This is a genomic window from Lysinibacillus sp. NPDC093210, from assembly GCF_044753985.1.
Classification (GTDB): domain Bacteria; phylum Bacillota; class Bacilli; order Bacillales_A; family Planococcaceae; genus Lysinibacillus.
In genome coordinates this window covers 310379-336166 of sequence record NZ_JBIVOE010000002.1, presented here as the reverse complement: position 1 = coordinate 336166, position 25788 = coordinate 310379, and the positions used below count along the sequence as shown (strand labels likewise).

25 protein-coding genes are annotated in these 25788 nt (G+C 38.5%); 21 read left to right on the top strand and 4 right to left on the bottom strand.

What is annotated here, in order from left to right:
- Positions 1-82 precede the first annotated feature (82 nt).
- The 17 genes from ACIP9C_RS07180 (at position 83) to ACIP9C_RS07100 (ending at position 20210) form a co-directional block, all read left to right on the top strand.
- A complete protein-coding gene (locus ACIP9C_RS07180; RefSeq protein WP_401009450.1) occupies positions 83-4414 on the top strand; it encodes a PolC-type DNA polymerase III in 4332 nt (1443 codons plus the stop codon).
- Between the two features lie 230 nt (positions 4415-4644).
- A complete protein-coding gene (gene rimP / locus ACIP9C_RS07175; RefSeq protein ID WP_340825805.1) occupies positions 4645-5121 on the top strand; it encodes a ribosome maturation factor RimP in 477 nt (158 codons plus the stop codon).
- 24 nt (positions 5122-5145) lie between these two features.
- Complete coding sequence (nusA, locus tag ACIP9C_RS07170) at positions 5146-6279, top strand: transcription termination factor NusA (protein WP_340825803.1); 1134 nt, start codon at positions 5146-5148, stop codon at positions 6277-6279.
- 207 nt (positions 6280-6486) lie between these two features.
- Positions 6487-6765, top strand: coding sequence for an RNase P modulator RnpM (gene rnpM, locus ACIP9C_RS07165; protein ID WP_401009449.1), 279 nt, complete (start codon positions 6487-6489; stop codon positions 6763-6765).
- Complete coding sequence (locus ACIP9C_RS07160; protein WP_401009448.1) at positions 6762-7070, top strand: YlxQ family RNA-binding protein; 309 nt, start codon at positions 6762-6764, stop codon at positions 7068-7070. The genes rnpM and ACIP9C_RS07160 overlap by 4 nt, the downstream gene beginning before the upstream one ends.
- 14 nt (positions 7071-7084) lie before the next feature.
- Positions 7085-9376, top strand: a complete 2292-nt coding sequence (gene infB / locus ACIP9C_RS07155) for a translation initiation factor IF-2 (protein WP_401009447.1) — start codon at positions 7085-7087, stop codon at positions 9374-9376.
- On the top strand, positions 9376-9654 hold the full coding sequence (locus ACIP9C_RS07150) for a DUF503 domain-containing protein (RefSeq protein ID WP_401009446.1): 279 nt from the start codon (positions 9376-9378) through the stop codon (positions 9652-9654). The genes infB and ACIP9C_RS07150 overlap by 1 nt, the downstream gene beginning before the upstream one ends.
- 113 nt (positions 9655-9767) lie before the next feature.
- Positions 9768-10109, top strand: a complete 342-nt coding sequence (gene rbfA / locus ACIP9C_RS07145) for a 30S ribosome-binding factor RbfA (protein ID WP_024361990.1) — start codon at positions 9768-9770, stop codon at positions 10107-10109.
- A gap of 79 nt (positions 10110-10188) precedes the next feature.
- The gene (gene truB / locus ACIP9C_RS07140; RefSeq protein WP_401009445.1) at positions 10189-11100 is read left to right on the top strand and encodes a tRNA pseudouridine(55) synthase TruB; all 912 of its coding nucleotides are present in this window, start codon (positions 10189-10191) and stop codon (positions 11098-11100) included.
- Positions 11101-11113: 13 nt separating this feature from the next.
- Positions 11114-12064, top strand: a complete 951-nt coding sequence (gene ribF / locus ACIP9C_RS07135) for a riboflavin biosynthesis protein RibF (RefSeq protein WP_401009444.1) — start codon at positions 11114-11116, stop codon at positions 12062-12064.
- A 268-nt stretch (positions 12065-12332) separates the two neighbouring features.
- A complete protein-coding gene (gene rpsO / locus ACIP9C_RS07130) occupies positions 12333-12602 on the top strand; it encodes a 30S ribosomal protein S15 (RefSeq protein WP_008178982.1) in 270 nt (89 codons plus the stop codon).
- A gap of 388 nt (positions 12603-12990) precedes the next feature.
- On the top strand, positions 12991-15105 hold the full coding sequence (pnp, locus tag ACIP9C_RS07125) for a polyribonucleotide nucleotidyltransferase (protein ID WP_173477719.1): 2115 nt from the start codon (positions 12991-12993) through the stop codon (positions 15103-15105).
- A gap of 72 nt (positions 15106-15177) precedes the next feature.
- Entirely contained in the window at positions 15178-16401 is a 1224-nt protein-coding gene (locus ACIP9C_RS07120) for a M16 family metallopeptidase (RefSeq protein WP_401009443.1), read from the top strand.
- 519 nt (positions 16402-16920) lie between these two features.
- A complete protein-coding gene (locus ACIP9C_RS07115; RefSeq protein ID WP_401009442.1) occupies positions 16921-17913 on the top strand; it encodes an ABC transporter substrate-binding protein in 993 nt (330 codons plus the stop codon).
- Positions 17914-17928: 15 nt separating this feature from the next.
- A complete protein-coding gene (locus ACIP9C_RS07110) occupies positions 17929-18921 on the top strand; it encodes a FecCD family ABC transporter permease (protein ID WP_401009441.1) in 993 nt (330 codons plus the stop codon).
- Positions 18922-19704, top strand: coding sequence for an ABC transporter ATP-binding protein (locus tag ACIP9C_RS07105; protein ID WP_401009440.1), 783 nt, complete (start codon positions 18922-18924; stop codon positions 19702-19704).
- Positions 19705-19715: 11 nt separating this feature from the next.
- Positions 19716-20210 (top strand): HugZ family pyridoxamine 5'-phosphate oxidase, encoded by a 495-nt coding sequence (locus tag ACIP9C_RS07100; protein ID WP_401009439.1) that lies wholly within the window; start codon positions 19716-19718, stop codon positions 20208-20210.
- A 183-nt stretch (positions 20211-20393) separates the two neighbouring features.
- Here ACIP9C_RS07100 and ACIP9C_RS07095 read toward each other — a convergent pair whose 3' ends face one another.
- Genes ACIP9C_RS07095 through ACIP9C_RS07080 form a run of 4 tightly spaced genes read right to left on the bottom strand, consistent with a single transcriptional unit; the run spans position 20394 to position 22877 of the window.
- Positions 20394-21008, bottom strand: coding sequence for an ABC-2 transporter permease (locus ACIP9C_RS07095; protein WP_401009438.1), 615 nt, complete (start codon positions 21006-21008; stop codon positions 20394-20396).
- 19 nt (positions 21009-21027) lie between these two features.
- Positions 21028-21654 carry an ABC-2 transporter permease gene (locus ACIP9C_RS07090; RefSeq protein ID WP_401009437.1) on the bottom strand — a complete coding sequence of 209 codons (627 nt, stop codon included), beginning with the start codon at positions 21652-21654 and terminating at the stop codon, positions 21028-21030.
- Complete coding sequence (locus ACIP9C_RS07085) at positions 21651-22499, bottom strand: ABC transporter ATP-binding protein (RefSeq protein WP_401009436.1); 849 nt, start codon at positions 22497-22499, stop codon at positions 21651-21653. Before ACIP9C_RS07085 ends, ACIP9C_RS07090 begins: the two co-directional genes overlap by 4 nt.
- A complete protein-coding gene (locus ACIP9C_RS07080; RefSeq protein WP_401009435.1) occupies positions 22500-22877 on the bottom strand; it encodes a GntR family transcriptional regulator in 378 nt (125 codons plus the stop codon). It abuts the gene before it with no gap.
- Between the two features lie 151 nt (positions 22878-23028).
- Between ACIP9C_RS07080 and ACIP9C_RS07075 the strand changes: the two genes are divergently transcribed.
- The 4 genes from ACIP9C_RS07075 (at position 23029) to ACIP9C_RS07060 (ending at position 25785) form a co-directional block, all read left to right on the top strand.
- On the top strand, positions 23029-23292 hold the full coding sequence (locus tag ACIP9C_RS07075) for a YlmC/YmxH family sporulation protein (protein ID WP_173477709.1): 264 nt from the start codon (positions 23029-23031) through the stop codon (positions 23290-23292).
- A 9-nt stretch (positions 23293-23301) separates the two neighbouring features.
- The gene (locus ACIP9C_RS07070; protein ID WP_401009434.1) at positions 23302-24081 is read left to right on the top strand and encodes a dipicolinate synthase; all 780 of its coding nucleotides are present in this window, start codon (positions 23302-23304) and stop codon (positions 24079-24081) included.
- Complete coding sequence (locus tag ACIP9C_RS07065; protein WP_401009433.1) at positions 24075-24665, top strand: dipicolinate synthase subunit B; 591 nt, start codon at positions 24075-24077, stop codon at positions 24663-24665. Before ACIP9C_RS07070 ends, ACIP9C_RS07065 begins: the two co-directional genes overlap by 7 nt.
- Positions 24666-24747: 82 nt before the next feature.
- The gene (locus ACIP9C_RS07060) at positions 24748-25785 is read left to right on the top strand and encodes an aspartate-semialdehyde dehydrogenase (RefSeq protein ID WP_401009432.1); all 1038 of its coding nucleotides are present in this window, start codon (positions 24748-24750) and stop codon (positions 25783-25785) included.
- The last annotated feature ends 3 nt before the right edge of the window (positions 25786-25788 follow it).

Sequence of the window (25788 nt, the reverse complement as noted above, 5' to 3'; positions counted from 1 at the left end):
AATAGTATTCGCTAGATAAAAATAGAACAAGAGGCTATTAAGACTGCCTCCTTCTCTTTAAATGAAAGTAGGTGTCGACCGATTGGAACAGCAACAAGAAGCAAGACAGAGATTTCGAATGCTCTTGCAACAACTAGAGTTAACAGATGATGTATACATGTCTTTTTTTGAAGAAGGCGAGTTATCACGTCTAACGGTGCATAAAAAGAATAGACTCTGGCATTTTAATATTAAATTACGTGGCATACTTCCATTTCCGTTATATCAACTATTTCGTACACATCTAGCTGAAAAATTCGCTGCTATTGCGCAAATTGAAACAACCTTTGAAACAGTTGAAAAAGATGTGACGGAAGAACTTATACAAACGTATTGGTTAACAATTATTGAGCAAATCGACGATATGGCGCCACCGTTAAAAAACTGCCTTGTATCGCAAATCCCGATGTGGAATGGGCAAAAAGTTACGGTGTCCTGCATGCAAGACATGGAACTAATGATGCTGAAAACAAAATATGCCGAAAAGCTTGCAATGAGTTACAGTCAATTTGGTTTTCCGCACATTGCGTTTGATTTTATGCTCCAAGAGGAAACAGATGAGATGCGTGAGGCGCAGCAAGCCTTTATCGAGCAAAAACGTTTAGAGGAAGCAGCGATGGCACAGCAAGCGATGCAAGACTTCCAAAAACGTGAACAGGATAAAAAGGACAATCCAGCATTGGCAGCGCTTGGCGATCGCCCATTCCAGCTTGGCATGCAAATTAAAGACGATGAAATTATGGAAATTAAGCGCATAGTAGAAGAAGAACGACGCGTCATTATTGAAGGCTTTGTTTTTGATACAGAAATCAGAGAGTTAAAGAGTGGACGCTCACTTCTACAAATTAAAATTACCGACTATACAGATTCAATCGTTGTCAAAATGTTCTCCCGTGATAATGACGATGCAGAACTGATGCAACATTTGAAAAAAGGTATGTGGGTCAAAGTACGTGGCTCAGTTCAAACCGATACTTTTATTCGTGATTTAATTGTGATGGCAAATGATATCAATGAAATCAAAAAAGAAACACGTCAAGATAAGGCACCAGAAGGTGAAAAGCGAGTAGAGTTACATTTGCATACACCGATGAGTCAAATGGATGCAGTAACGCCAGTAGATAGATTAGTGGCACAGGCTGCTAAATGGGGCCATCCAGCCATTGCGATAACAGACCATGCTGTTGTGCAATCTTTCCCTGATGCATACGGAGCAGGGAAAAAACATGGCATTAAAGTTATTTACGGTTTGGAAGCAAATTTAGTGGATGACGGTGTACCTATCGCTTATGCTTCTGAGCATCGTGCATTAGACGAAGCAACATATGTTGTCTTTGACGTCGAAACGACAGGTCTTTCTACTGCCTACGATACAATTATTGAGCTCGCAGCAGTAAAAATTAAAGGTGGACATGTCATCGATAAATACGAAAGTTTTGCAAATCCGCATCATGCACTGTCAGCAACAACTATTGAACTGACTGGCATTACTGATGATATGGTACGCAATGCGCCTGAAGTGGAACAAGTTATCCATGAGTTCCATTCCTTTATAGGGGACGCTATCGTAGTGGCACACAATGCATCTTTCGATATGGGCTTCTTATATACTGGCTACAAAAAATACGGACTTGAAGAAACGATTCATCCAGTTATCGATACACTAGAACTTGCACGTTTGCTTCATCCAACAATGAAAAATCATCGATTAAATACACTTTGTAAAAAATTCGGTATTGAATTAACACAGCATCACCGTGCGATTTATGATACGGAAGCAACAGGCTATTTATTGTTGCATTTGTTAAAAGAAGCCGATGAGCTAGGCATTAAATATCACGATGATTTCAATAAGCATGTTGGTGGTGGAGATGCATATAAAAAAGCGCGACCGATGCATTGTACAATTTTAGCAGTCAATAATGATGGTTTGAAAAATTTATTTAAAATCGTTTCCCATTCTCACACAAAAACGTTCTACCGTGTTCCTCGGGTAACACGCTCTACACTGGAACAGTATAGAGAGGGGCTATTAATTGGCTCAGGCTGTAGTAACGGTGAAGTGTTTGAGACAATGATGAATAAATCCCCAGAAGAAGCGGAACAAGTTGCGAGATTTTACGATTATATCGAAGTGCAACCAAAGGCTGTTTATGCACCTTTAATTGAACGAAATGTCGTTCGTGATGAATGGACAATTGAAGATATTATACGCAAACTTGTAAAGCTCGGGAAAAAGATGAATAAACCTGTAGCTGCTACTGGAAATGTTCATTATTTAGATCCAAACGATGGAATGTTTAGACAAATATTGATTGGTTCCCAAGGAGGCGCCAATATTTTAAATAAATCCAAGCTTCCAGAAGTACATTTTAGAACGACTGATGAGATGCTTAAGGACTTTGACTTTTTAGGACCTGATCTTGCGAAAGAAATAGTTGTCACAAATACTCAAAAAATCGCTGATATGATTGGCGATGTGAAGCCTATTAAGGACGATTTATATACGCCAAAAATTGAAGGCTCCGATGATGAAGTAACAAATTTAACGTATGAAATGGCACATCGTATATATGGTGAAGAATTACCTGAAATCGTAAAAGCGCGTATTGAAAAAGAATTAAAATCGATTTTAGGCCATGGATTTGGTGTTATCTACTTAATTTCCGCAAAGCTCGTGAAAAAATCACTTGCTGACGGTTATTTAGTAGGCTCTCGTGGTTCGGTAGGTTCTTCATTAGTTGCAACCTTTATGGAGATTACGGAGGTAAACCCATTACCACCTCATTATATTTGTCCAAATTGTAAGCATTCCGAGTTTTTCAACGATGGTTCGGTTAGCTCAGGCTATGACTTACCAAACAAAGATTGTCCTGAGTGTGGCACACCCTATAAAAAAGATGGGCAAGATATTCCGTTTGAAACGTTCCTTGGCTTTAAAGGGGATAAAGTACCTGATATCGATTTGAACTTCTCGGGTGAATATCAACCGCAGGCCCACAACTATACAAAAGTACTGTTTGGTGAAGATTATGTATTCCGAGCTGGAACAATAGGTACTGTTGCGGAAAAAACAGCATATGGCTACGTTAAAGGTTATGCAAGCGACAACAATCTTCATTTCCGCGGCGCTGAAGTAGACCGTTTAGTACAGGGCTGTACAGGCGTTAAACGGACAACAGGTCAACATCCAGGTGGGATTATTGTTGTACCGGATTATATGGATATTTATGATTTCTCACCAGTGCAGTTCCCAGCGGATGCACAGGATTCAGAATGGAAAACAACACACTTTGATTTCCACTCAATTCATGACAATATTTTGAAGCTCGATATTCTTGGGCACGATGATCCGACCGTAATTCGGATGTTACAGGACTTATCTGGAATTGATCCGAAAACAATACCAACAGATGATCCGTTCGTTATGAAAATTTTTAGTTCGCCTGAATCTCTAGGCGTGACAGAAAAGCAAATTGGTTGTAAGACGGGAACATTAGGTATTCCGGAATTTGGTACACGATTTGTCCGTCAAATGCTAGAAGATACAAAACCATCTACATTCTCAGAGCTTGTCCAAATTTCAGGACTTTCACATGGAACGGATGTATGGCTAGGTAATGCGCAAGAACTTATCCAAAATGGTACATGCGTATTAAAAGAAGTAATCGGCTGTCGTGATGACATTATGGTGTATTTAATATACCAAGGACTTGAACCGTCTTTAGCGTTTAAAATTATGGAGTCTGTTCGTAAAGGGAAAGGTTTATCAGAAGAATTTGAAGCAGAAATGCTAGCAAATAAAGTACCTGGGTGGTATATCGAATCATGTAAAAAGATAAAATATATGTTCCCTAAAGCCCATGCTGCTGCCTATGTTTTAATGGCAGTACGTATTGCTTGGTTTAAAGTGCATTTTCCAATCTTATACTACGCTGCCTACTTCACAGTAAGAGCAGATGATTTTGATTTAATTTCCATGACGCAAGGTTCTCAAATGATTCGTGCGAAAATAGATGAAATCAATATCAAGGGGTTAGATGCTTCTACAAAAGAGAAAAACTTATTGACTGTAATGGAACTTGCACTTGAAATGTGTGAGCGTGGTATGAACTTCCAAAAGGTTGATTTATATCGTTCACAAGCTAGTGAGTTCATTATTGATGGAAATTCCTTAATTCCACCTTTTGATGCGATTCCAGGCCTCGGAACGAACGTTGCCAAAACAATCGTAGCTGCACGTGAGAATGGCGAATTTTTATCGAAAGAAGATTTACAGCAACGAGGTCGTGTGTCGAAAACATTAATTGAGTACATGGATCAATTAGGTTGTTTGGAAGGTATGCCTGATGCAAATCAGTTATCGCTTTTCTAGCCTAAAATAAGGTCGTTTGCATTGTAGCGTAAATTGTGCTATTCTTATGGTAATAATTTGTTGATAGTTTTCCAGCAAAAGAGTGGGGCATTCCCGCTCTTTTCTGTTGTTATACCGAAGCAAAGCAAATTTTTTAGACTAACAGCAGGTAAGACCGTCAAATTTCACCAACATCACTGGTGGAATTTCTGTTTTATTACGCCTGAAATTGAAAAACGCAGGAGGAAACAATGAGCAAAGTACCATCTTTAATTGAAGAACTTGCTACACCGATTGTCGAAGAGTTAAATCTTGAATTGGTGGATGTTGAGTTTGTGAAAGAAGGACGTAACTGGTTTTTACGTGTTTATGTAGATACACCTGAGGGTGGGATTGACATTGGCCAATGTGCTCAAGTTAGTGAACGACTATGTTTACTGTTGGATGAAAAAGATCCTATTACACAAAATTATTATTTAGAGGTATCTTCACCAGGTGCAGAACGTCCATTAAAAAAAGATACTGATTTTAAAAAAGCCGTTGGCAAGTTTATCTATGTGAAAACTTATGAGCCTATTAAGGACATGAAGGAATTCCAAGGCTACTTAACATCTTATGATGAACATACATTAGTGATGGAAGTACCCGTTAAAACCCGAAAAATTACAGTAACTATTGAACAAGAAAAAATCGCCTTGGCACGTCTTGCCATCGATTTTTCAGCATAATGCATATTTAGGAGTGAAAATAAAATGAGTAGTGATTTGTTAGATGCGCTAACGGCGCTGGAAGAACAAAAAGGAATTTCAAGAGATGTGTTAATCGAAGCGATTGAGGCTGCATTAGTAACAGCTTACAAGCGCAACTTTAACCAAGCTCAGAATGTTCGTGTAGACTTAAATTTAGACAAAGGCTCAATTCGTGTGTTTTCACGTAAAGATGTAGTTGAAGAAGTTGACGATGATCGTTTACAAATTGCAATAGAAGATGCAAAGGCTATCAATCCTGCTTATCAACTAGAAGATATTGTTGAGCAAGAAGTAACACCTCGTAATTTTGGACGTATTGCTGCCCAAACAGCGAAGCAAGTCGTTACACAACGTGTACGTGAAGCAGAACGCGGTTTAATTTATGAGCAATACGTAGATCGAGAAGATGATATTGTAACTGGTGTTGTTGAGCGTTTAGATGCACGTAACATTTACGTAGGTCTTGGGAAAGTAGAAGCTGCATTACCACAAAACGAACAAATCCAAGGCGAAACATACAATCCACATGATCGTATTAAAGTCTATATTACAAAAGTTGAACGTACGACACGTGGTCCACAAGTAATCGTATCACGCACACACCCAGGCTTATTACGTCGTTTGTTTGAAATGGAAGTGCCTGAAATTTATGAGGGCATTGTAGAAATCAAATCAATTGCTCGTGAAGCAGGGGACCGTTCTAAAATTTCTGTCCATGCACATAACGAAGAAGTTGATCCTGTTGGCTCATGTGTAGGTGCAAAAGGTGCTCGTGTACAAACAATTGTTAATGAATTAAACGGTGAGAAAATTGATATCGTTGAATGGTCAGAAGACCCTGTTGTATTCGTAGCAAATGCACTAAGCCCATCAAAAGTATTAGATGTGCAAGTAAATGAAGAAGAAAAATCAACAACTGTTGTAGTTCCAGACTACCAATTATCCTTAGCAATAGGTAAACGTGGTCAAAATGCTCGTTTAGCTGCGAAATTAACTGGCTGGAAAATTGATATTAAAAGTGAAACAGATGCACGTGAGTTAGGTATTTATCCATCTGCAACAAGCACTTTCGTACCTGCTGAAGATAGCGACTTCGAAGCAGCTGCAGTTGACTTATATCAAGACGACGAAGAATAAGTAAGAAAGCCCGTGTGACTGGTCACCTGGCTTTATTCAGTGGGCGTTCCCAGGCCGACTGAATAAAGCCAGAAACTGTGGCAAAGGTTCTGAATTTTGAGAGGCGTGATTGTACTCCACAATGTTCAAATCACAAAATTCCACCTTGCCGTATTGGTTATGGCTAGTCCACCTCTTACGAAGCTTCAGAGAGGAAAGGTGATTCTTATGGCGATTAATAAAAAAGTACCACTTCGAAAATGTGTAGCTACTGGAGAAATGCTACCAAAAAAAGCAATGATTCGTGTTGTTCGCTCAAAAGAGGGCGAGGTAAGCGTTGATGTTTCAGGGAAAAAACCTGGACGTGGCGCCTATGTTTCAAAGTCTGAACAGGCGGTTGACATCGCGCGTAAGAAAAATGTATTAGGGCACCAACTTGAAGCGAAAATTCCTGAAGAGATATATGAAGAGCTACTATTGCTCATTCGTCGGGAGGCTATTTTATGACCAATCAAGCAGTGTTTAATTTGCTTGGTATAGCGGCTAGAGCCCGAAAAGTTATTTCAGGTGAAGAGTTAGTAGTAAAGGAAGTCCGCAATGGTAATGCTAAGCTTGTATTGCTAGCAAGCGATGCTTCTAAAAACTCTAATAAAAAAATTCAAGATAAATGCACTTATTACAACGTTGAGTATCATGTAATTGGCGATCGTTATGATCTAGGACATGCTACAGGTAAGGAGGCCCGAGTGGCTTTAGCTATTACCGATAAAGGTTTTGCAAGTAAATTGTCTAGTCTACTCAACGAAAAATAATCGGGGGTGAGCAGATGACCAAAATCAGAGTTCATGAATATGCCAAACAAGTGAATAAATCGAGTAAAGAGGTTATTGAAGCGCTAAGTAAATTAAATGTGAGTGTAACAAACCATATGTCCATGTTGGAGAAAGATACAGTGGTAAAGTTAAATCAATCATTTAAAGCACCAACAGATAAAAGAGACGCAAAACAGCCTACTCAAAATGTAACACAACGATCTCAAGCGAATGGACAACAAAAACCACAGCAATCGGTGAAAAAGCAAGATGGACAAAAGCAGCAGTCTGCTACTTCTAAGCCGAAAGCGAATAATTACAATCAACAAACGCAACAAAACTCAAATTCGTCTAACGAAAAATCTAAGAATACTAAAGGTAATCAAAATCGAAATATGACACAAAATAATAATAACAACAATAATAATAATAATCGTAGAGGCGGCGGTGGATACAACCAACGTCCAAAACCAGGAATTCACGGCGGTAAACGCCGTCATCCAAAAACGCATCAACCATCAATACCAATGAAACAAAAAGAATTACCAGAAAAAATTACATTTGTTGAATCACTTTCTGTAGCTGAATTAGCTAAAAAATTATACCGTGAGCCATCTGAAATCATTAAAAAATTATTTATGCTTGGTGTTATGGCTACAATTAACCAAGAATTAGATAAGGATGCAATCGAGTTAATTTGTGCAGACTACGGTGTAGAAGTTGAAGAAGAAATCCGCGTTGATATTACGGATTTAGAAACGCACTTCGAACAAACAGAGGAAGTTAATGATGCTGAATTATCAGAACGACCTCCTGTAGTAACAATTATGGGTCACGTTGACCATGGTAAAACAACGTTACTAGACTCAATCCGCCATACAAAAGTAACGGCTGGAGAAGCTGGTGGTATTACACAACATATCGGTGCATACCAAGTAACTGAAGGCGACAAAAAGATTACGTTCCTTGATACACCTGGACACGCGGCATTCACAACAATGCGTGCGCGCGGTGCGAAAGTAACAGACTTAACAATTTTAGTAGTAGCGGCAGACGATGGTGTAATGCCTCAAACAGTTGAAGCGATTAACCATGCTAAAGCTGCAGAAGTGCCAATTATTGTTGCTGTCAACAAAATGGATAAACCATCAGCAAACCCTGATCGTGTAATGCAAGAATTAACTGAGCATGGTCTTGTACCTGAAGCTTGGGGTGGCGAAACGATTTTCGTCCCTATTTCAGCATTAAAAGGTGAAGGTATTGACACATTGTTAGAAATGGTCTTACTTGTTGCCGAAGTTGGAGAGTTAAAAGCAAATCCAGATCGTTTAGCACTTGGTACTGTAATTGAAGCACAACTTGATAAAGGTCGTGGTTCTGTTGCAACACTATTAGTACAAGACGGTACATTAAAAGTCGGCGATCCTATCGTAGTTGGTCACGCTTACGGTCGCGTACGTGCTATGGTCAACGATAAAGGTCGTCGTGTGAAAGAAGCTGGCCCATCAACGCCAGTAGAAATTACTGGATTAAACGATGTGCCACAAGCTGGTGACCGCTTCGTTGTATTCGAAGACGAAAAAACAGCTCGTCAAGTTGGGGAAACACGTGCAATGACAGCTATTCAAGCACAACGTTCTGAAAAACAACGTGTAACGCTTGATAACTTATTCGAACAAATGAGCCAAGGCGAAATGAAAGAGTTAAACTTAATCGTTAAAGCTGACGTTCAAGGTACTGTAGAAGCTATGGCTGCTTCACTAATGAAAATTGATGTCGAAGGCGTAAATGTGAAAATTATTCACACAGGCGCTGGCGCAATCACAGAATCAGATATTTCTCTTGCAGCAGCATCGAATGCAATCGTTATCGGTTTCAACGTACGACCTGATACTAATGCAAAACGTGCAGCGGAAGAAGAAGGCGTAGATATTCGTCTACACCGTGTTATTTATAAAGTAATCGAAGAAATCGAGCAAGCGATGAAAGGTATGCTAGACCCAGAATTTGAAGAAAAAATTATTGGTCAAGCGGAAGTTCGTCAAACAATTAAAGTATCAAAAGTAGGTACGATTGCTGGTTCTTACGTTACAGAAGGTAAAGTAACACGTGACTCAGGCGTACGTGTCATCCGTGACAACGTCGTGATTTTCGAAGGCGAATTAGATACATTAAAACGTTTCAAAGACGAAGTAAAAGAAGTTGCAAGAGGATACGAATGTGGTATAACGATTACAAACTTCAATGACATTAAAGAAGGCGACATCATTGAAGCCTACATTATGGAAGAAATTAAACGTGCATAATGATTGTATACGTTGAGGTAGAATTTATCGTTCAAACTGCCCATTCGTTAAAGGAAAAGCGCGCTGTTTTACAGCGTATGATTACTCGCACAAAACAGAAGTTTAATGTATCCATTGCGGAAATTGACCATCAAAATGTATGGCAACGTACGAAATTAGCGCTTGTTGCTGTTTCTTCCTCGAAAGAAGCAGCGGAGCGTGAAATCAATCATGCTCTTCATTATTTAGAGTCAAATCCGTCCTGGGAACAGCTTAATGTGTGGCGAGACTATTTATAAGTAGTAAGGATATTTGCGATAGTTGCAGGAAGCCTGATGAGGCGTATGAACATGCGCCATCATCATTTGCCTGTAGCGCAAATATTTGAACATCGAAATTGAGGTGACTAATTATGTCTCTACGCTCAAACCGTGTTGCTGAGCAAATGAAAAAAGAGCTTGGTGATATTATTGGCCGTAAAATTAAAGATCCACGTGTTGGCTTCGTAACTGTTACTGGTGTTGATGTAACAGGTGATTTACAACAAGCAACAATTTATATTACATCTTTAGGAAATGAACGTGAACGTGAAGAAACGCTAAAAGCTTTAGTTAAAGCTGCTGGCTTTATCCGTTCAGAAATCGGTTCTCGTATCCGTTTACGTCGAACACCAGAGTTAATCTTTGAATTCGATTCATCGATTGAATATGGGAACCGTATTGATTCGTTACTACGTGGTTTACACAAAGAATAAGCACAACAGTAAAAGTCTGCCACATGCATCTTCATGCAGGCAGACTTTTTTTATGCAATTTTGTTAAAGGGGGATTTTTATGAATGGTATTTTACCACTGTGGAAAGAACGAGGCATGACAAGTCATGATTGCGTCTTTAAATTACGAAAAATATTGCGTACAAAAAAAGTAGGCCATACGGGTACATTAGATCCAGGAGTGGAAGGTGTTCTTCCAATTTGTATCGGACAGGCAACCCGCATTGCAGAATATTTAACAGATGCAGGTAAGACTTATGAGGCAGTGATTTCAATTGGACGCACAACGACAACTGAAGATGCCGAAGGAGAAACAGTTGCAGAAGATAACACAAATAAGACATTTACACGTGCTGAGCTGCTCGATGTATTAGCTTCCTTAACTGGTATTATTAATCAAACCCCACCGATGTTTTCAGCTGTAAAAGTAAATGGCAAACGTTTATATGAATATGCTCGTAAAGGTGAGACTGTTGAAAGACCAACAAGACAGGTTACAATATATGCATTAGAGCTACTTGATGAGAAGGAAATTTACGAAGGGCATGAAATTACATTCCCTGTACGGATTTCATGTAGCAAAGGTACGTATATTCGAACACTTGCTGTACAAATTGGCGAAGCACTTGGATATCCTGCACATATGCATGAGCTTGTGCGAACAGCATCAGGTACATTTACGCAAGACAATTGCTTTACACTGGCACAAGTTGCAGAATTAATGGAAAATGAACAAGTCAATACATGCATACTTCCTGTAGAATACGCACTATCAGACTATCCATATATTGAAATAACTTCCGCTAATGAAAAAGAAATTTTCAATGGACAAGTGCTTCCAGCAGATGCATTATTAAAGGTGCATGATAAAATTGTGTTTGGAATCAAAGGAAAAGCATTTGCGGTTTATCAAGCCCATCCGACTAAGGAAGGGTACATGAAACCACATAAAATGTTTCCGACGATAGAGTAGGAGGATTTTTTGTATGGAGGTTATTCATTTAAAATACCCACACCAATTACAGCAACGAGAAAGCATACAGCCTTACTCATTGGCAATTGGCTTTTTTGATGGTGTACATATTGGACATCAGGCGGTTATTGATGCTGCTAAGCAAGAGGCGGACAAGCGACAAATCTCAACAGCCGTAATGACATTTGATCCGCATCCATCTTTAGTGCTAGGCGGACGAAATGAAAAAGTATTCTATATTACATTATTACAGCAGAAATTGCAGTTGTTTGAAGAACAAGGTGTAGATACTGTATTTGTTGTACATTTTACATCGGACTTTGCAAAGCTGTCACCTGCTGCTTTTATTGATACATTTATTCGAGGATTAAACATTCAACACGTTACTGCAGGCTTTGATTTTTCGTTTGGTGCATTTGGTAAAGGCACAATGGAAGATATGCGTGCATTAAGTAATGGGGAGTATGGTGTAACAGTTGTCGATAAGAAAACCGATGCGCTTGAGAAAATTAGCTCAACGCGTATTCGTAAGTTATTGCAGGAGGGGGATATGGAGGCAGCAAGAATGCTTCTAGGGCGACCTTTTGACATAAAAGGTATTGTCGTGCATGGCGATAAACGTGGACGTACGATAGGCTTCCCTACTGCCAATGTTCAAGCATTAGAAGGTACATACATTCCAGCAAGTGGTGTGTATGCTGTTCGTCTACTTGTGCAAAATAATTGGTATGATGGTGTATGTAATGTAGGCTATAAACCAACATTTAAAGATCCCAATGACAAGCAACTGTCTATCGAGGTTCATATTTTAAACTTCGAGAAAAACATCTATGGTGAGGAAGTGCAGGTTGCTTGGTATAAACGTATTCGAAGCGAGCGTAAATTCGACGGAATCGAAGCGTTAAAAACACAAATAGAAAAAGATAAGCAAGAGGCTATTCACTTTTTTAACGTAATTAAATAGACTGTGTCAAAATGAATGCAGAGTGAAATGGTATTAAATAGGCTGGAATCACTATCTTTTACAGCACTGTTCAGCTTACTCAGTACTATTTGCTTGAGGTCGGTAATGCTTAGACGTTTGGCAGAACAACGTTATTACTTGCTTGCCCTTTTATTTTATGGTAACATTCATAAGTGCATAAAGTGCTTAACCTTAGCTCGGTATACCGATGACTCCAACGTTTACTGTGCTAATGGGGATTAAACAATTATTTAGGAGGTCAATACAAATGGCTATTACAAAAGAACGTAAAAACGAAATTATCGCTGAGTACCGTACTCACGAAAGTGACACTGGTTCTCCAGAAGTACAAGTTGCAGTTTTAACAGCTGAAATCAACGCTTTAAACACTCACTTACGTACACACAAAAAAGATTTCCACTCTGAGCGTGGTCTTCTAAAAATGGTAGGTCGTCGTCGTCACTTACTTAAATATCTTCGTGAAACTGACGTTCAACGTTACCGTGAACTAATCAATCGTTTAGGCTTACGTCGCTAATTGACAATCGAAAAGCGGGATTATTCCCGCTTTTTCTTTATGTTTTTAAAACTTTCTAGCTATTCTTAAGTATTTACCAAGAGATTGATACTTACAAATGGAAAGCGAATGACTAAGTGCAAATTAAACGAAATAATCTTTATATGTAGGCTACTATAAACATGAATTGCAAAAAATAGCCAAATTAAATCAAAATATAAGCACAAAAGCAAGTAAAACCGCCATTAAAACCAAATTAAGAAATAAATCCTAAATAAATTGGCAATAACTGAATTTAAATGTATGATTATTTCATGAAATATTTAGCATAGAACAAGCATTTTTGGTACACTTACTATTAGTACATACAGACGAGTAAGTGTTTTTATAATAGAGAGGGGTTCATTGAATGAACGAAAAGAAAGTCTATTCCTACGAATGGGCTGGCCGTCCACTTGTAATAGAAGTAGGACAGTTAGCAAAACAAGCAAATGGAGCAGCATTAGTACGCTATGGTGATACTTCTGTACTTGCAACAGCAACAATGTCAAAATCACCAAAACCACTAGATTTCTTCCCATTAACAGTAAACTACGAAGAACGTTTATATGCAGCGGGTAAAATTCCTGGCGGCTTTATTAAACGTGAAGGACGTCCATCGGAAAAAGCGATTTTAGCAAGCCGCTTAATTGACCGTCCAATTCGCCCAATGTTCCCAGATGGTTTCCGTAATGAAGTACAAGTAATTTCAATGGTTATGTCTAATGATCCTGATTGCACGTCTGAAATGGCAGCTATGGTCGGTTCATCATTAGCATTAGCAATTTCTGATATTCCATTCGGTGGCCCAATTGCTGGTGTACAAGTTGGATATATTGATGGTGAATTCATCGTGAACCCAACAGTGGAGCAGTCTAAAATTTCAACAGTTCATTTATCTGTCGCTGGAAACAAAGATGCTATTAACATGGTTGAAGCAGGCGCTTTAGAAGTACCAGAAGAAGTAATGTTAGAAGCTATTATGTTCGGTCATGAAGAAATTAAAAAAATTATTGCTTTCCAAGAGCAAATTATTGCTGAAGTAGGGAAAGAAAAAATACCTGTCACATTGTTTGAAATTGATGAAGCGATTCAAGCTGATATTAAAGCAGCGTGTGAAACGGAAATGCATGATGCGATTCAAACTGCTGAAAAACATGCACGTGATGAAGCTATCAAAGCGGTGAAAGACCGTATTATCGCTTCTTATGAAGAACAAGAAGCTGATGACACAACAATGAAACAAGTGCATACAATTTTAGATAAAATGGTGAAAGACGAAGTTCGTCGCCAAATTACAGAAGATAAAATCCGTCCAGATGGTCGTAAACTCGATGAAATTCGCCCACTTTCTTCAGAAACAGGGCTATTACAACGTACGCACGGTTCGGCATTATTTACACGTGGACAAACTCAAGCTCTTTCAATTTGTACTTTAGGTGCACTTGGCGATGTACAAATTATTGACGGCTTAGGTGTAGAAGAATCTAAACGCTTTATGCATCACTACAATTTCCCTCAATTCTCTGTAGGGGAAACTGGTCCAATTCGTGGTCCAGGTCGTCGTGAAATCGGTCACGGTGCTTTAGGTGAGCGTGCACTTGAAGCAGTAATTCCTGATGAATCTGTATTCCCATATACAATCCGTTGTGTATCAGAAGTACTTGAATCAAACGGCTCAACATCACAAGCTTCAATCTGTGCTTCTACTTTAGCTATGATGGATGCTGGTGTTCCGTTAAAAGCACCTGTTGCTGGTATTGCGATGGGACTTATTAAAAAAGGTGAGCATTACTCAATTTTAACGGATATCCAAGGTATGGAAGATCATCTTGGCGATATGGACTTTAAAGTAGCTGGTACAGCTAAAGGTGTAACAGCGCTTCAAATGGATATTAAAATTGATGGTTTATCACGCAATATATTAGAAGAAGCATTAACACAAGCAAAAATTGGTCGTATGCATATTTTAGAATCAATGCTTGCAACACTTGCGCAGCCACGTGAGAAATTATCTGCTTATGCACCGAAAATTGTTATCGTGCGTATTAATCCAGATAAAATCCGCGATGTAATTGGACCAGGTGGTAAACAAATCAACAAAATTATTGAAGAAACAGGCGTAAAAATTGATACAGAGCAAGATGGTACAATTTACATCTCTTCAGCAGATGAAGAAATGAACGCACGTGCAAAACAAATTATTGAAGATATCGTACGTGAAGCCAAAGTTGGCGAATACTACTTATCAACAGTAAAACGTATCGAGAAATTCGGTGCTTTCTGTGAAATCTTCCCAGGCAAAGATGGCTTATTACACATTTCTGAAATTCAAGAAGAACGTACAAAGCAAGTAGAAGATGTGTTAAAACTAGGCGATCAATTACTTGTGAAAGTTATTGAAATCGACAAACAAGGTCGTGTAAACTTATCTCGTAAAGTAGTTATTCAAGAGGAAAAAGAACGCGCAGAACAAGGTAAATAATTTTATAAAAAAAAGGCTGCGTATGATGCGCAGCCTTTTTCAAATAAAACGGTTGTAAAAGGAGGAAATTATTTGGTACAAGTACATACATGTCAAAACGGTGTGCGTATTGTGTCCGAGCAAATTGATCATGTAAGATCCGTTGCTCTTGGCATATTTGTCAATGCTGGTTCCCGCTATGAACTCCCAGAGGAAAATGGGATTACACACTTTATCGAACATATGCTTTTTAAAGGGACAAAAACGCGAACTGCTCGCCAAATTGCAGAGGAGTTTGACCGTATTGGTGGAGAACTAAATGCCTTTACTTCAAAAGAAAACACATGCTATTATGCAAAAGTCTTGGATCATCATGCGGAGCTTGCCTTAACAATACTTGCAGATATGTTCTTTAATTCGACATTTTCAGAAGAAGAATTAGAGAAGGAACGTCAAGTAGTACTTGAAGAAATATTAATGAGTGAAGATGCTCCTGATGACGATGTTCATGAAAAGCTTTGGGAAGTAATGTATCCAAATGATGCACTAGGACGACCAATTTTAGGGACGGCTGCTACATTAAAAACATTTACTGCAGATGTGATTCGACAATATATGGCTAAACATTATGGACCAGAATCAATTGTGATTTCTGTGGCAGGAAATATATCTTCATCACTATTAACAACGATTGAAAACTTGTTCGGACATTACAAGGCTTCACCTCTTGCTGTTGTACCGGTCCTGACAAATCCACAGTTCCATCCAGGAGAAATTACGAAAACGCGTGATACGGAACAGGCGCATTTAGCACTTTCTTATCCAGCAATCGGTGTCAAAGACCCAGATATGTATAGCTTTATTGCTTTAAATAATATTATTGGTGGAAACATGAGCTCCCGTCTATTCCAAGAGGTACGAGAAGAGCGCGGCTTAGCTTATTCAATTTTCTCTTATCAATCTTGCTATGCGGATGTTGGGGCATTTACGATTTACGGCAGTGCAAGTCGCCAGCAGCTATCGCAATTACAACATACAATTGATGCTACATTGCTTGATATTGTAGCGGGAGGCGTTACTGAGGAAGAACTAGATAATGCGAAGGAACAGCTAAAAGGAAGCTTTGTGCTTGGTCTTGAAGGTACGGGTGCTCGTATGAATCGTAATGGTACAAGTGAATTAGTTCATCGAAGACATCGTTCAGTAGATGAAGTATTAGCGTCAATTGATGCTGTAACAATGGAATCAGTTGATCGACTCATTGCTAAAATATTAAAAGCAGAGCCGGCGATTTCAATTATCGGACCTGAAGCTTAAAAAACCCTAGGTCACAAAAAATTCATATTTTATTATGAGGTACGGGGCATCCAACGATTTGATTGTTGGATGCCTCGCTTTAGCTTATAGACAAAGTTAACGAATTAAACTACTGCAGTTCATTTCCACTCGTGCTGTTTCTGCAAGAGTGTCGTGTCGCCTACTCCAATAAATAAGTAACGCCTACTGTTTTTGAGGTGAACATAATAAGTGCCAGGCACCCAAACAATTTTTAGGCTGGTCAGACTCCTGTGGAAAAGCGTCTACTCGGAGCGAATCACCTTAATTTCATTCTTTGTCTACATTCTCTAGAGAGGTATTCCACAATTCAATTGTTGGATACCTCTCTTTTTCATTTAGTTATTGGTTTTCACATGCTACTACTGGGGGACGCCCTTTAAGCTATGCATATTTTCCAATTGGAAAATATATTATCAATTAGACGTTGCTATTATCAATGAAGTCTGATATTATGAATGACATTGAATATCATTATCAATTAGTAGGGAGATAGAAAATATGAAAAAGTGGGTTTGGATTAGTCTTTTAGTAATAGTATGTGCATTAGCTGGATGTGCGAAGCAAGAAGAAAAAGGTGTAGAAAAAGAAGCAGATAAACCAGAACAACAAGAAGTAGCAACAGATGTAAAAGAAGATGCATCAGAAGCATTTGAAGACGGCGTAGATGAAGAAGCATTTCAAAAGGCTTTAGCAAGTTTCCCGGCAGAGGTGCCTGATAAGATTGTCACTACATCAGTTCCATTAACAGAGATGCTTAACCTATTAGGTATTACACCAGTGGGAGTTCCAACATCGACAAATCCACTTCCTAAAGATTTTGAGGCAATTACGAAAATTGGTTCACCAATGGCACCAGATTTAGAAGTAATTTCAAGCTTACAAACAGGTTTAATTATTGGGGCATCAGCTCTTCAAAGCTCATTGGATCAAGCACTAACAGGAATGAATATTCCAACAGCATATTTACCGACAGAGTCATATGACGATTTAAAATTAAGTTTCAAAGTGCTTGGTACATACTTTGGAAAAGAAGATCAAATGAATGAAGTGCTACAAAGTATTGTAGCGAAGGAAAATGAACTAGAAACACAGGGGAAAGGCAAGGAGCTTCCATCTGTAATGCTAGTGATTGGTACATCTGATTCATTCATGGTTATGAACGAAAAATCATATTTAGGTAGTTTAGTTGAACGTTTAGGTGCAGATAATATTGCACAATCAGTGTTAAAAGCAGACTCAACATATTCACCAATGAACTTAGAAGATATTGTAGTAGCTGATCCGGATATGATTTTCGTATTAGCATCAGGTGATCATGGCGCGAATGAAGATAAATTTAAGCAAGAAATTGAAAAAAATAGTGCATGGACGCAATTGTCAGCTTATAAAAATGACAAAATATATATGCTTGATTATAGTACGTTTGGTGTGACTTCCATTGCCAATGTAGAAACAGCACTTACAACAATTGCAGATTATTTCTACAAGTAAGAATGAGGTTTAACTATGATTAGTACAACGAGAAGTCGCATAATTGTAATCGTTACCTTTGTGCTGACATTAATAGCAGCGATTGTTGCCATTGGACTTGGAAGTGTCCATATTACAATTCCAGAAATACTATCAACGATATTAAATGGCCGGACAAATGAAGGTGTGTATACAACGATAATTTGGGATATTCGACTGCCGCGTGTATTACTAGCATTAATTATTGGCGCAAATATTGCAATTTCAGGTGCGCTATTGCAGGCGGTGATGGGGAATCCATTAGCTGATCCAGGATTGACAGGTGTAACAAGTGGTGCTGCTGCCTTTGTGTTACTTATTATGTTAGCGAATCCGGAATTCACAAATTACATTCCGATTGCAGCATTTGTTGGGGGCTTACTTGCGGCAACAATCGTCTACGCATTAGCTTGGCGTCGTTCCGGTATTTCACCAATTACAATTATTTTGTCAGGTGTTGCTGTCAATGCACTAGGTGGCGGAATAATTGGTTTCCTATCCATCATGTATAGTGATCGTCTTCCAGCTGCTGTGCAATGGCTAAATGGTAGCCTTGCCGCGAAGGGAAATGCTTCGCTACATATGATTTATCCTTACGCGATTATCGGATGGATTATATCAATCTTTGCTATCCGAAAGGCGAATATAATTCGCTTAGGAGACCAAGTTGCAGTGAACCTCGGCGAAAATGTAACACGTATTCGTATTATGTTATCAATTTTAGCTGTATTTTTAGCGGCTATCTCAGTAGCGGCAATTGGTATGATTGGTTTTGTCGGCTTAATCGTTCCACATATGGCGCGCATGCTTGTAGGCTCAGACTATAAGTACATGCTACCGATGAGTATGGCGATGGGCGCTATAGTATTACTTATTGCAGATACAGGTGGTCGGACATTATTCGCGCCACTAGATATTCCAGCAGGGATTATTATGGCTGTTATTGGTGGACCCTATTTCTTATATTTAATGCGAAAGAAGGCGTTTTAATTGTTAAAAATTGAACAGCTATCTGTCCGTTATGAGCAAAAAGAAGTTGTCCATAATTTTTCATTTGATGTCAACAAAGGCGAGGTACTATCCATTATCGGGCCGAATGGCTCTGGAAAGTCTACTATACTAAAGGCAATTGCACGTCTGCAGCCATACAGTGGTGGGACAATTACCTTCGATGGCGAAAATATACGTCGACTTTCGTCTAAGGAAATTGCACAGAAAATGTGCATACTTAGTCAGCGAAATCAAGCACCAGCAGATATTTCAGTTCGAAATTTAGTCGCTTATGGTCGCTATCCACATAAAAAATGGTTTGAACGTTTAAATGCTGAAGATGAAGAAATCATTGATTGGGCATTAGAGAGAACGCAGTTAATGCATTATCGAGATCAACCAATTGCGGCGTTATCTGGTGGAGAATCGCAACGCGCATGGATTGCGATGGCATTGACGCAACGACCACAAATTTTATTATTGGATGAGCCTACGACTTATTTAGATATTGCCCATCAACATGAAGTACTGGAATTAGTACGAGAGCTTAATCGTGAAATGGGGATGACGGTTGTTATGGTACTCCATGATCTAAATCAAGCATCTAGTTATAGCGACCAAATTGTCGTTGTAAAGGATGGATACCGAGCACAAATTGGTACGCCAGAAGATGTAATGACAGAAGAAATGATTCAGCAAATTTATCGGATGGAAGCGGAAATTCAATATGTATCATGGGATTCCGCTCCACGAATTCAATTAAAAAGTACTGTGAAGGCATAGGAGGAATTAGGATGCAAAAAGAAATTAACATGGACCAAATTAAACAAGATTATGAAGCGTTTATACAAGGTAAAAAAAGTTGTGTGCTTAGTCTTGTAGATGCAGAAGGTAAGCCGTTCAGCAGTACTACACCATTTGTGCGACTAAACGGGAAATTTTATGTTTATATTAGTCGAATTGCTGAACATTTTAAACTAATGGAGCAGTCTCAATTTGTAGATTTATTATGTGTAGCAGACGAGGCGGTGACAGCTAACCCGTTTGCGACAGAGCGTGCACGTTGGCAATGTACACCAACTTTATTAGGTAATGAAGGCTATGAGGAAGTGTTTACATTATTCGATGAAGTGCATAATGCGAAAATGATGCAATTATTACGCACACTTGATTTTTCACTATTTGAGCTAACACCTTTAGAAGGTCGTTACGTTGTCGGCTTCGGTAAAGCGTTTGATATTGATGTAACTACTGATACATTAAAACATGTCGTAATTGATAAAAAATAGCATAAACGTGTGCGTTTGATTTTCCCTCCGAGTGGACGCTTAAGCAACGCCCCGCGGAAAGCGAACAACCGGCAACAGAGATTAGTCTTCACCGTGTATTTACAAAGCAAGCCCCGCCATATATTTCATGGTGGGGCTCGTCCTATTTAAGAATATTATTAATCAGTAGAATTGTTGTTAGCATTAATATATCTCTTTTGCTCTATACAGCACATGGCATTTTTGAAAAACGAAAATACTGATGATGACGCTAATGACTGTTGGTATTAAAATGACTGACAAATTGACAGCTACCATTGATAAATAATAATGGATCGGAAAATTGATGAAAAAAATAAGTAATATATAAACTATCATTCTAAAGGAACGCATCCCTTTAGTCTCCTCTATATGGTGTGTATAAAATTGCGTACACACAAGCAAAATGGCGCAGCTAATATTTGCGAAATAAATAGCGAAATGCTCGAAGCTATTGCTATGTTCGTAAAACGGTGAAAAATAAATAGGAGCAGATGTGATAAACAGTAGTGCAATTAAGCCGTAGCAATAAAGATAATCCGCTTGTAACTGTGTCTTTTTTGTTAAAGGAAGACTATTAACAAACAGTTCCCACTTCGCTTTATGATCTTGCGTATACATGCTTTCGACTATCGTCGCAGAAAAAATTAACGCAAATATGATGATAGAAGAGTCACTGAAAAAATGTAAGTTTATGAAAGTAATGGACAAACTAATTATAAGTACTAAAAGTATATACCATTTTTGCATGGACAATCTATGCCATAATAAAGCTTTCATAGTGCATGTAACCTCCCTCCTAAAATTCCTTACGTTTATAGATTGCTATTGAAATAAGAGAAGATAACCATAAAATAAAAAGTCCGATAAAAGGTGCGAGATAGCTCAAATGTTGTAGTTTAGAAGCAACTAGCAAAATATTCGCAAAGTACTCATCTAACAAACCGATAATCAAGCCTGGAATAAAGCATAGGAAAATAAGAACGAATCTCCCTTTTATAGAGCCGAATTTTATATAGATTGGTAATAATAAAGCAAGCATACATAATGCTGCTGCAATAATAAGGTTAAATGTAAGGAAATAGTTAGCTGTTTCCCAATTGTTGGTGAAGTGATTAATTATAAAAACAATAGGTAACGCAATAATTAATGCGATAAACATTAGAAAAAGGCTGAGCATGTATTTACTAAGGACAATTTCGCTCTTTGGAATGGGTAAAGTATTGGCATATTTATCAAAATCACATAGTTCATCATAAGTAAGAGCAGTGACTACTTGAATAATTAGGATAAATAAAATAAAGGGATAAATAAAATATCCTTGCCCAAACACAATGGATATAAAAAGAATGGGTAAAAGAAAAAGGACTTTTGTCTTTAATTGCCGTTGAATGGTCATTAAATCTTTTACTAGAAGAGCAGTCATAATTGAACACTACCTTTCACGTAAAATAACATGATATCCTCAATCGTAGGCCTTTCAACAGTAAATGCTTCACTTATTTCATTTTTTAGAACAAGTACCTCAAGCCCGAAAGCGCCATTACGTTTGCGAATAATGGCTTGCTCTGGTAAATCGCTTACTTCCTCTTTGTTCCCATTGAAAATACCGTAGTCATAAAGCAAGACATCCTTGCTTTCACTAAATAAAATTTCACCATTATGAATAAATGTAATATAGTCGGCTATTTTTTCTAAATCACTCGTTATATGTGAAGAAAATAAAATGCTATGTGTCTCGTCCTGCATAAAATCTAAAAACAAGTCGAGAATTTCATCACGTATAATTGGATCTAGTCCACTTGTCGGTTCATCTAAAATCAATAATTTTGGATGATGCGACAACGCTAATGCAATTGACAGCTTCATCCTCATTCCTCGAGATAACTCTTTTACCTTTTTTCGCTCAGGTACTTTAAATTGTGCCAATCGCTCAAAATAATAGGTAGAATCCCATGTCTTAAATACCTTTTTCATAAATTTGTCGAGTTGCGTCGCATTAAGCGTTTCGGGAACATGTAACTCGTCGAAAACGACACCGATGTCGTTTTTTATCGCAAGCTCGTGTTCGACAATATCTTTGCCGAATAGTAAAATTTCGCCATATTCTTTTTTTAATAAATTGAGCATGCATTTAATAGTAGTTGATTTCCCTGCACCGTTCTCACCAACAAAACCCATAACAGTTCCTTGTGGGACTGAAAAACTAATATCTTTTAATGAAAAGCCTTCAAAGACTTTGTGTAAATCATGAATTTCTATGGAATTCATTTAGTTGTCCTCCTCTACAATTAACGAAAGTAAGTCTCCTAAATCCTCTTTTGTAAGACCTGCAGTTTTGGCTGTCCTTACTGCTTTTTGCAGATGCTCCTCTACTTGACGCAATAATTCCTCACGGAGAAAGTCTTGGTTGCGTTCAGTGACAAAGCTACCTTTTCCAGCCACGGTTTCAATAAAGCCATCCCGCTCCAAGTCTGCATAAGCCCGTTTTGTTGTCATTACGCTAATTTTGAGATCCTTTGCGAGTGCACGAATAGAGGGGAGTGCATCGCCAGCCTGTAATTTATTTGCTAAAATTGCCTCTTTTAGCTGTACAGTAATTTGCTCGTAAATGGGTTTATCACTCGCATTGCTTAAATGGATATGCACAAATTTTCACCTCGCATTTTTAAAAAAACTGTATATATACACTATATACAGTTCAGCCTAAAGTTGCAACATTGAAGTACTTTCAATATCGGGCACGATTTGCAAAAACTCGGCATATATTGGGTTAACGGCTCAAGGAGGGAGATGAGGCATGCTATTATCTGAAATGGTGGATAAAGAGTTAATTCAGGTTGAAGGTGGTGTGCATTTTGGCATACTGGCACACACAGAATGCCTATTAGATGTGCAGACAGGAAAGATACATGGATTTGAGATTATTAAAGAAAAGTTACCATTCCAAAAGAAGAAAGTGAAAGTTAGTGAAATGATTCCATGGCATGAAATTATCTTAATTGGGGAAGATCGTATTTTATTTAACAAAACAACGACGGTACAGTCCGAATTTTTACAGTGAGGTGAGCTTTTGGAAAACGAAAAATGGCTGGTGATCGGCGAGGACTCAAGGTTAAAAGAATTAGCAACAATGCTGCGAAGCCCTTCACGTACAGTATTCTATAAAAGAACTTCAGTTTGGAATGAGGAGTTAAATAAACTTGTTTTAGAGTTCCAGCCCAATAAAATTATTCTACCTATACTTCCATTGAAAATAGAAGTGGAACAATTATATGGCATATCACAAGTTAAGTTTTATACTGGGCGATTAACAATGCATTGGAAGCAGTTGCTTGAAAAAAATGAAACAAATTGTTATTTACAGCAAGAGTCTTTTATTTGGCAAAATGCGAGGTTGACAGCGGAGGGATTTATCGCCACGTTCTACGGACTCGAGCAGAAATGTATTTACGGACAAAACTTCACAATCGCAGGCTTTGGACGCATCGCCAAAATGCTCGCTTCTTTACTCGTAAAGATGGGTGCTAACGTGCATATTGTTGCGCGTTCAGTGGTACAAGTGAGTGAAGCGAAAGCATACGGCTATAAAGCGTCTGATTTAGATGATCGAAAATGGTCGATACATGATGGTATTTTCATCAATACGATTCCTGCCAAATGGATTACAGAATCGTTTCAGGACCATGTGCCTGCTGTGCTATATGATTTAGCTTCAGAGCCAGGCTGTTTAGATATTGATGCTGACCAGTTGCAGACATATGTACTATTGCCATCATTACCTGGGAAATACTTTGCACATGATGCGGCAGAAATTTTGTGCAAGGCAATAGAGGAGGAAGAAAATTGCTGACGGGTAAACGAATTGGTTTAGGCATTACGGCTTCACATTGCACGTATGAGGATGTTGTACCCAAAATTCAAAACTTTATCAATGCAGGGGCTACAGTTATCCCGATTATTACCCACTCTGTATTACACGCCGCTACACGTTTCGGTACAGGAGAAGAATGGATTGCAAAAATAGAGGAATTGACAGGACAAAAAGTTATTTCTTCTATAAAAGAAGCAGAACCATTTGGACCTTCCAATCCATTGGATGCAATGGTTATAGCTCCAATGACCGGTAATAGTATTAGTAAATTTGCCAATGCAGCTACAGATAGCCCTGTGCTGATGGCGGCAAAGGCAACATTGCGAAACGGTTCGCCTGTCGTGCTAGGCATTTCCACAAATGATGCTCTTGGCTTGAACGGCATGAATATTATGAAACTGCTCAATTCAAAAAACATTTACTTTATTCCATTTGGTCAAGATTCACCCCATGGAAAACCGAATTCATTAATTGCTGATTTTAATCAAATGGTCGAGACGGTTGATGCAGCAATTACGCACAAAACGCAATTACAACCACTGTTGATACAATATTTCAAATAAATCATTAATTGCACACAATTTTCAGTATTTTTATGATACAATAGCACACATTATGGAACTTGTATTCAAGGAGAGATGACAGATGACTAAGCAGTTAACAGTTGCAGTTGTAGGGGCAACAGGAGCAGTAGGTTCAAAAATGATGGAGCAACTAATTAAACGAAAATTTCCAATCGGACATATTAAATTTTTAGCTTCTGCACGTTCTGCAGGAAAACCAATCGAATTTAATGGTAAGACATATACAATTGAAGAAGCGACACCAGAAGCTTTTGAAGGCGTCAATGTCGCTTTATTCTCTGCGGGTGGTTCTGTATCGGCAGTGCTTGCGCCTGAAGCGGCAAAACGCGGGGCGGTAGTTATTGACAATACGAGCCATTTCCGTATGGATCCAGAGGTACCGCTAGTTGTACCTGAAGTAAATCGCGGCGATCTTGCTAAACATAATGGGATTATCGCAAATCCAAACTGCTCTACAATTCAAATGGTTGCAGCACTTGAACCAATCCGTGCGACATTCGGCTTAACGAAGGTATTAGTATCAACATACCAAGCAGTTTCTGGTGCAGGTATTTCAGCAATTGAAGAATTAAAAGCACAAAGCGCAAACTGGGATGCAGGTAAAGATGTAGAAGCGAATATTTTACCAAGTGGTGGCGACAAACGTCATTTCCCAATTGCTCGTAATGTCATTCCACAAATCGATAAATTTACAGATAATGGCTTTACATACGAAGAAATGAAAATGATTAATGAAACGAAGAAAATTATGCATGCACCAGAGCTAAAAGTAGCTGCTACTTGCGTACGTGTACCTGTCGTTTCAGGACATTCTGAATCTGTTTATATAGAAGTAGAAAAAGATACGACAGTTGAAGGTATTTTCGAAGTATTACGTCATGCACCTGGAATTGTATTACAAGATGAAATTGCAACACAAACTTACCCAATGCCAATTTACGCAGAAGGGGAAGACGCTACTTTTGTAGGACGTATCCGTCAAGACTTAGACAATAAAAAGGGATTCCATCTCTGGATCGTATCAGATAATTTATTAAAAGGCGCTGCATTGAACTCTATCCAAATTGCAGAAGCAATGCTTGAGGATAACTTACTATAAGAG

Excerpts from the sequence above, each read along its gene's own strand:
- rimP (WP_340825805.1), top strand. The coding sequence starts at position 4,645 with ATGAGCAAAGTACCATCTTTAATTGAAGAACTTGCTACACCGATTGTC.
- rnpM (WP_401009449.1), top strand. The coding sequence starts at position 6,487 with ATGGCGATTAATAAAAAAGTACCACTTCGAAAATGTGTAGCTACTGGA.
- pnp (WP_173477719.1), top strand. The coding sequence starts at position 12,991 with ATGAACGAAAAGAAAGTCTATTCCTACGAATGGGCTGGCCGTCCACTT.
- ACIP9C_RS07100 (WP_401009439.1), top strand. The coding sequence starts at position 19,716 with ATGCAAAAAGAAATTAACATGGACCAAATTAAACAAGATTATGAAGCG.
- ACIP9C_RS07060 (WP_401009432.1), top strand. The coding sequence starts at position 24,748 with ATGACTAAGCAGTTAACAGTTGCAGTTGTAGGGGCAACAGGAGCAGTA.
- ACIP9C_RS07150 (WP_401009446.1), top strand. The coding sequence starts at position 9,376 with ATGATTGTATACGTTGAGGTAGAATTTATCGTTCAAACTGCCCATTCG.
- nusA (WP_340825803.1), top strand. The coding sequence starts at position 5,146 with ATGAGTAGTGATTTGTTAGATGCGCTAACGGCGCTGGAAGAACAAAAA.
- ACIP9C_RS07160 (WP_401009448.1), top strand. The coding sequence starts at position 6,762 with ATGACCAATCAAGCAGTGTTTAATTTGCTTGGTATAGCGGCTAGAGCC.
- ACIP9C_RS07090 (WP_401009437.1), bottom strand. The coding sequence starts at position 21,654 with ATGACTGCTCTTCTAGTAAAAGATTTAATGACCATTCAACGGCAATTA.
- ribF (WP_401009444.1), top strand. The coding sequence starts at position 11,114 with ATGGAGGTTATTCATTTAAAATACCCACACCAATTACAGCAACGAGAA.
- ACIP9C_RS07115 (WP_401009442.1), top strand. The coding sequence starts at position 16,921 with ATGAAAAAGTGGGTTTGGATTAGTCTTTTAGTAATAGTATGTGCATTA.
- rpsO (WP_008178982.1), top strand. The coding sequence starts at position 12,333 with ATGGCTATTACAAAAGAACGTAAAAACGAAATTATCGCTGAGTACCGT.
- ACIP9C_RS07085 (WP_401009436.1), bottom strand. The coding sequence starts at position 22,499 with ATGAATTCCATAGAAATTCATGATTTACACAAAGTCTTTGAAGGCTTT.
- rbfA (WP_024361990.1), top strand. The coding sequence starts at position 9,768 with ATGTCTCTACGCTCAAACCGTGTTGCTGAGCAAATGAAAAAAGAGCTT.
- infB (WP_401009447.1), top strand. The coding sequence starts at position 7,085 with ATGACCAAAATCAGAGTTCATGAATATGCCAAACAAGTGAATAAATCG.
- ACIP9C_RS07095 (WP_401009438.1), bottom strand. The coding sequence starts at position 21,008 with ATGAAAGCTTTATTATGGCATAGATTGTCCATGCAAAAATGGTATATA.
- truB (WP_401009445.1), top strand. The coding sequence starts at position 10,189 with ATGAATGGTATTTTACCACTGTGGAAAGAACGAGGCATGACAAGTCAT.
- ACIP9C_RS07110 (WP_401009441.1), top strand. The coding sequence starts at position 17,929 with ATGATTAGTACAACGAGAAGTCGCATAATTGTAATCGTTACCTTTGTG.
- ACIP9C_RS07075 (WP_173477709.1), top strand. The coding sequence starts at position 23,029 with ATGCTATTATCTGAAATGGTGGATAAAGAGTTAATTCAGGTTGAAGGT.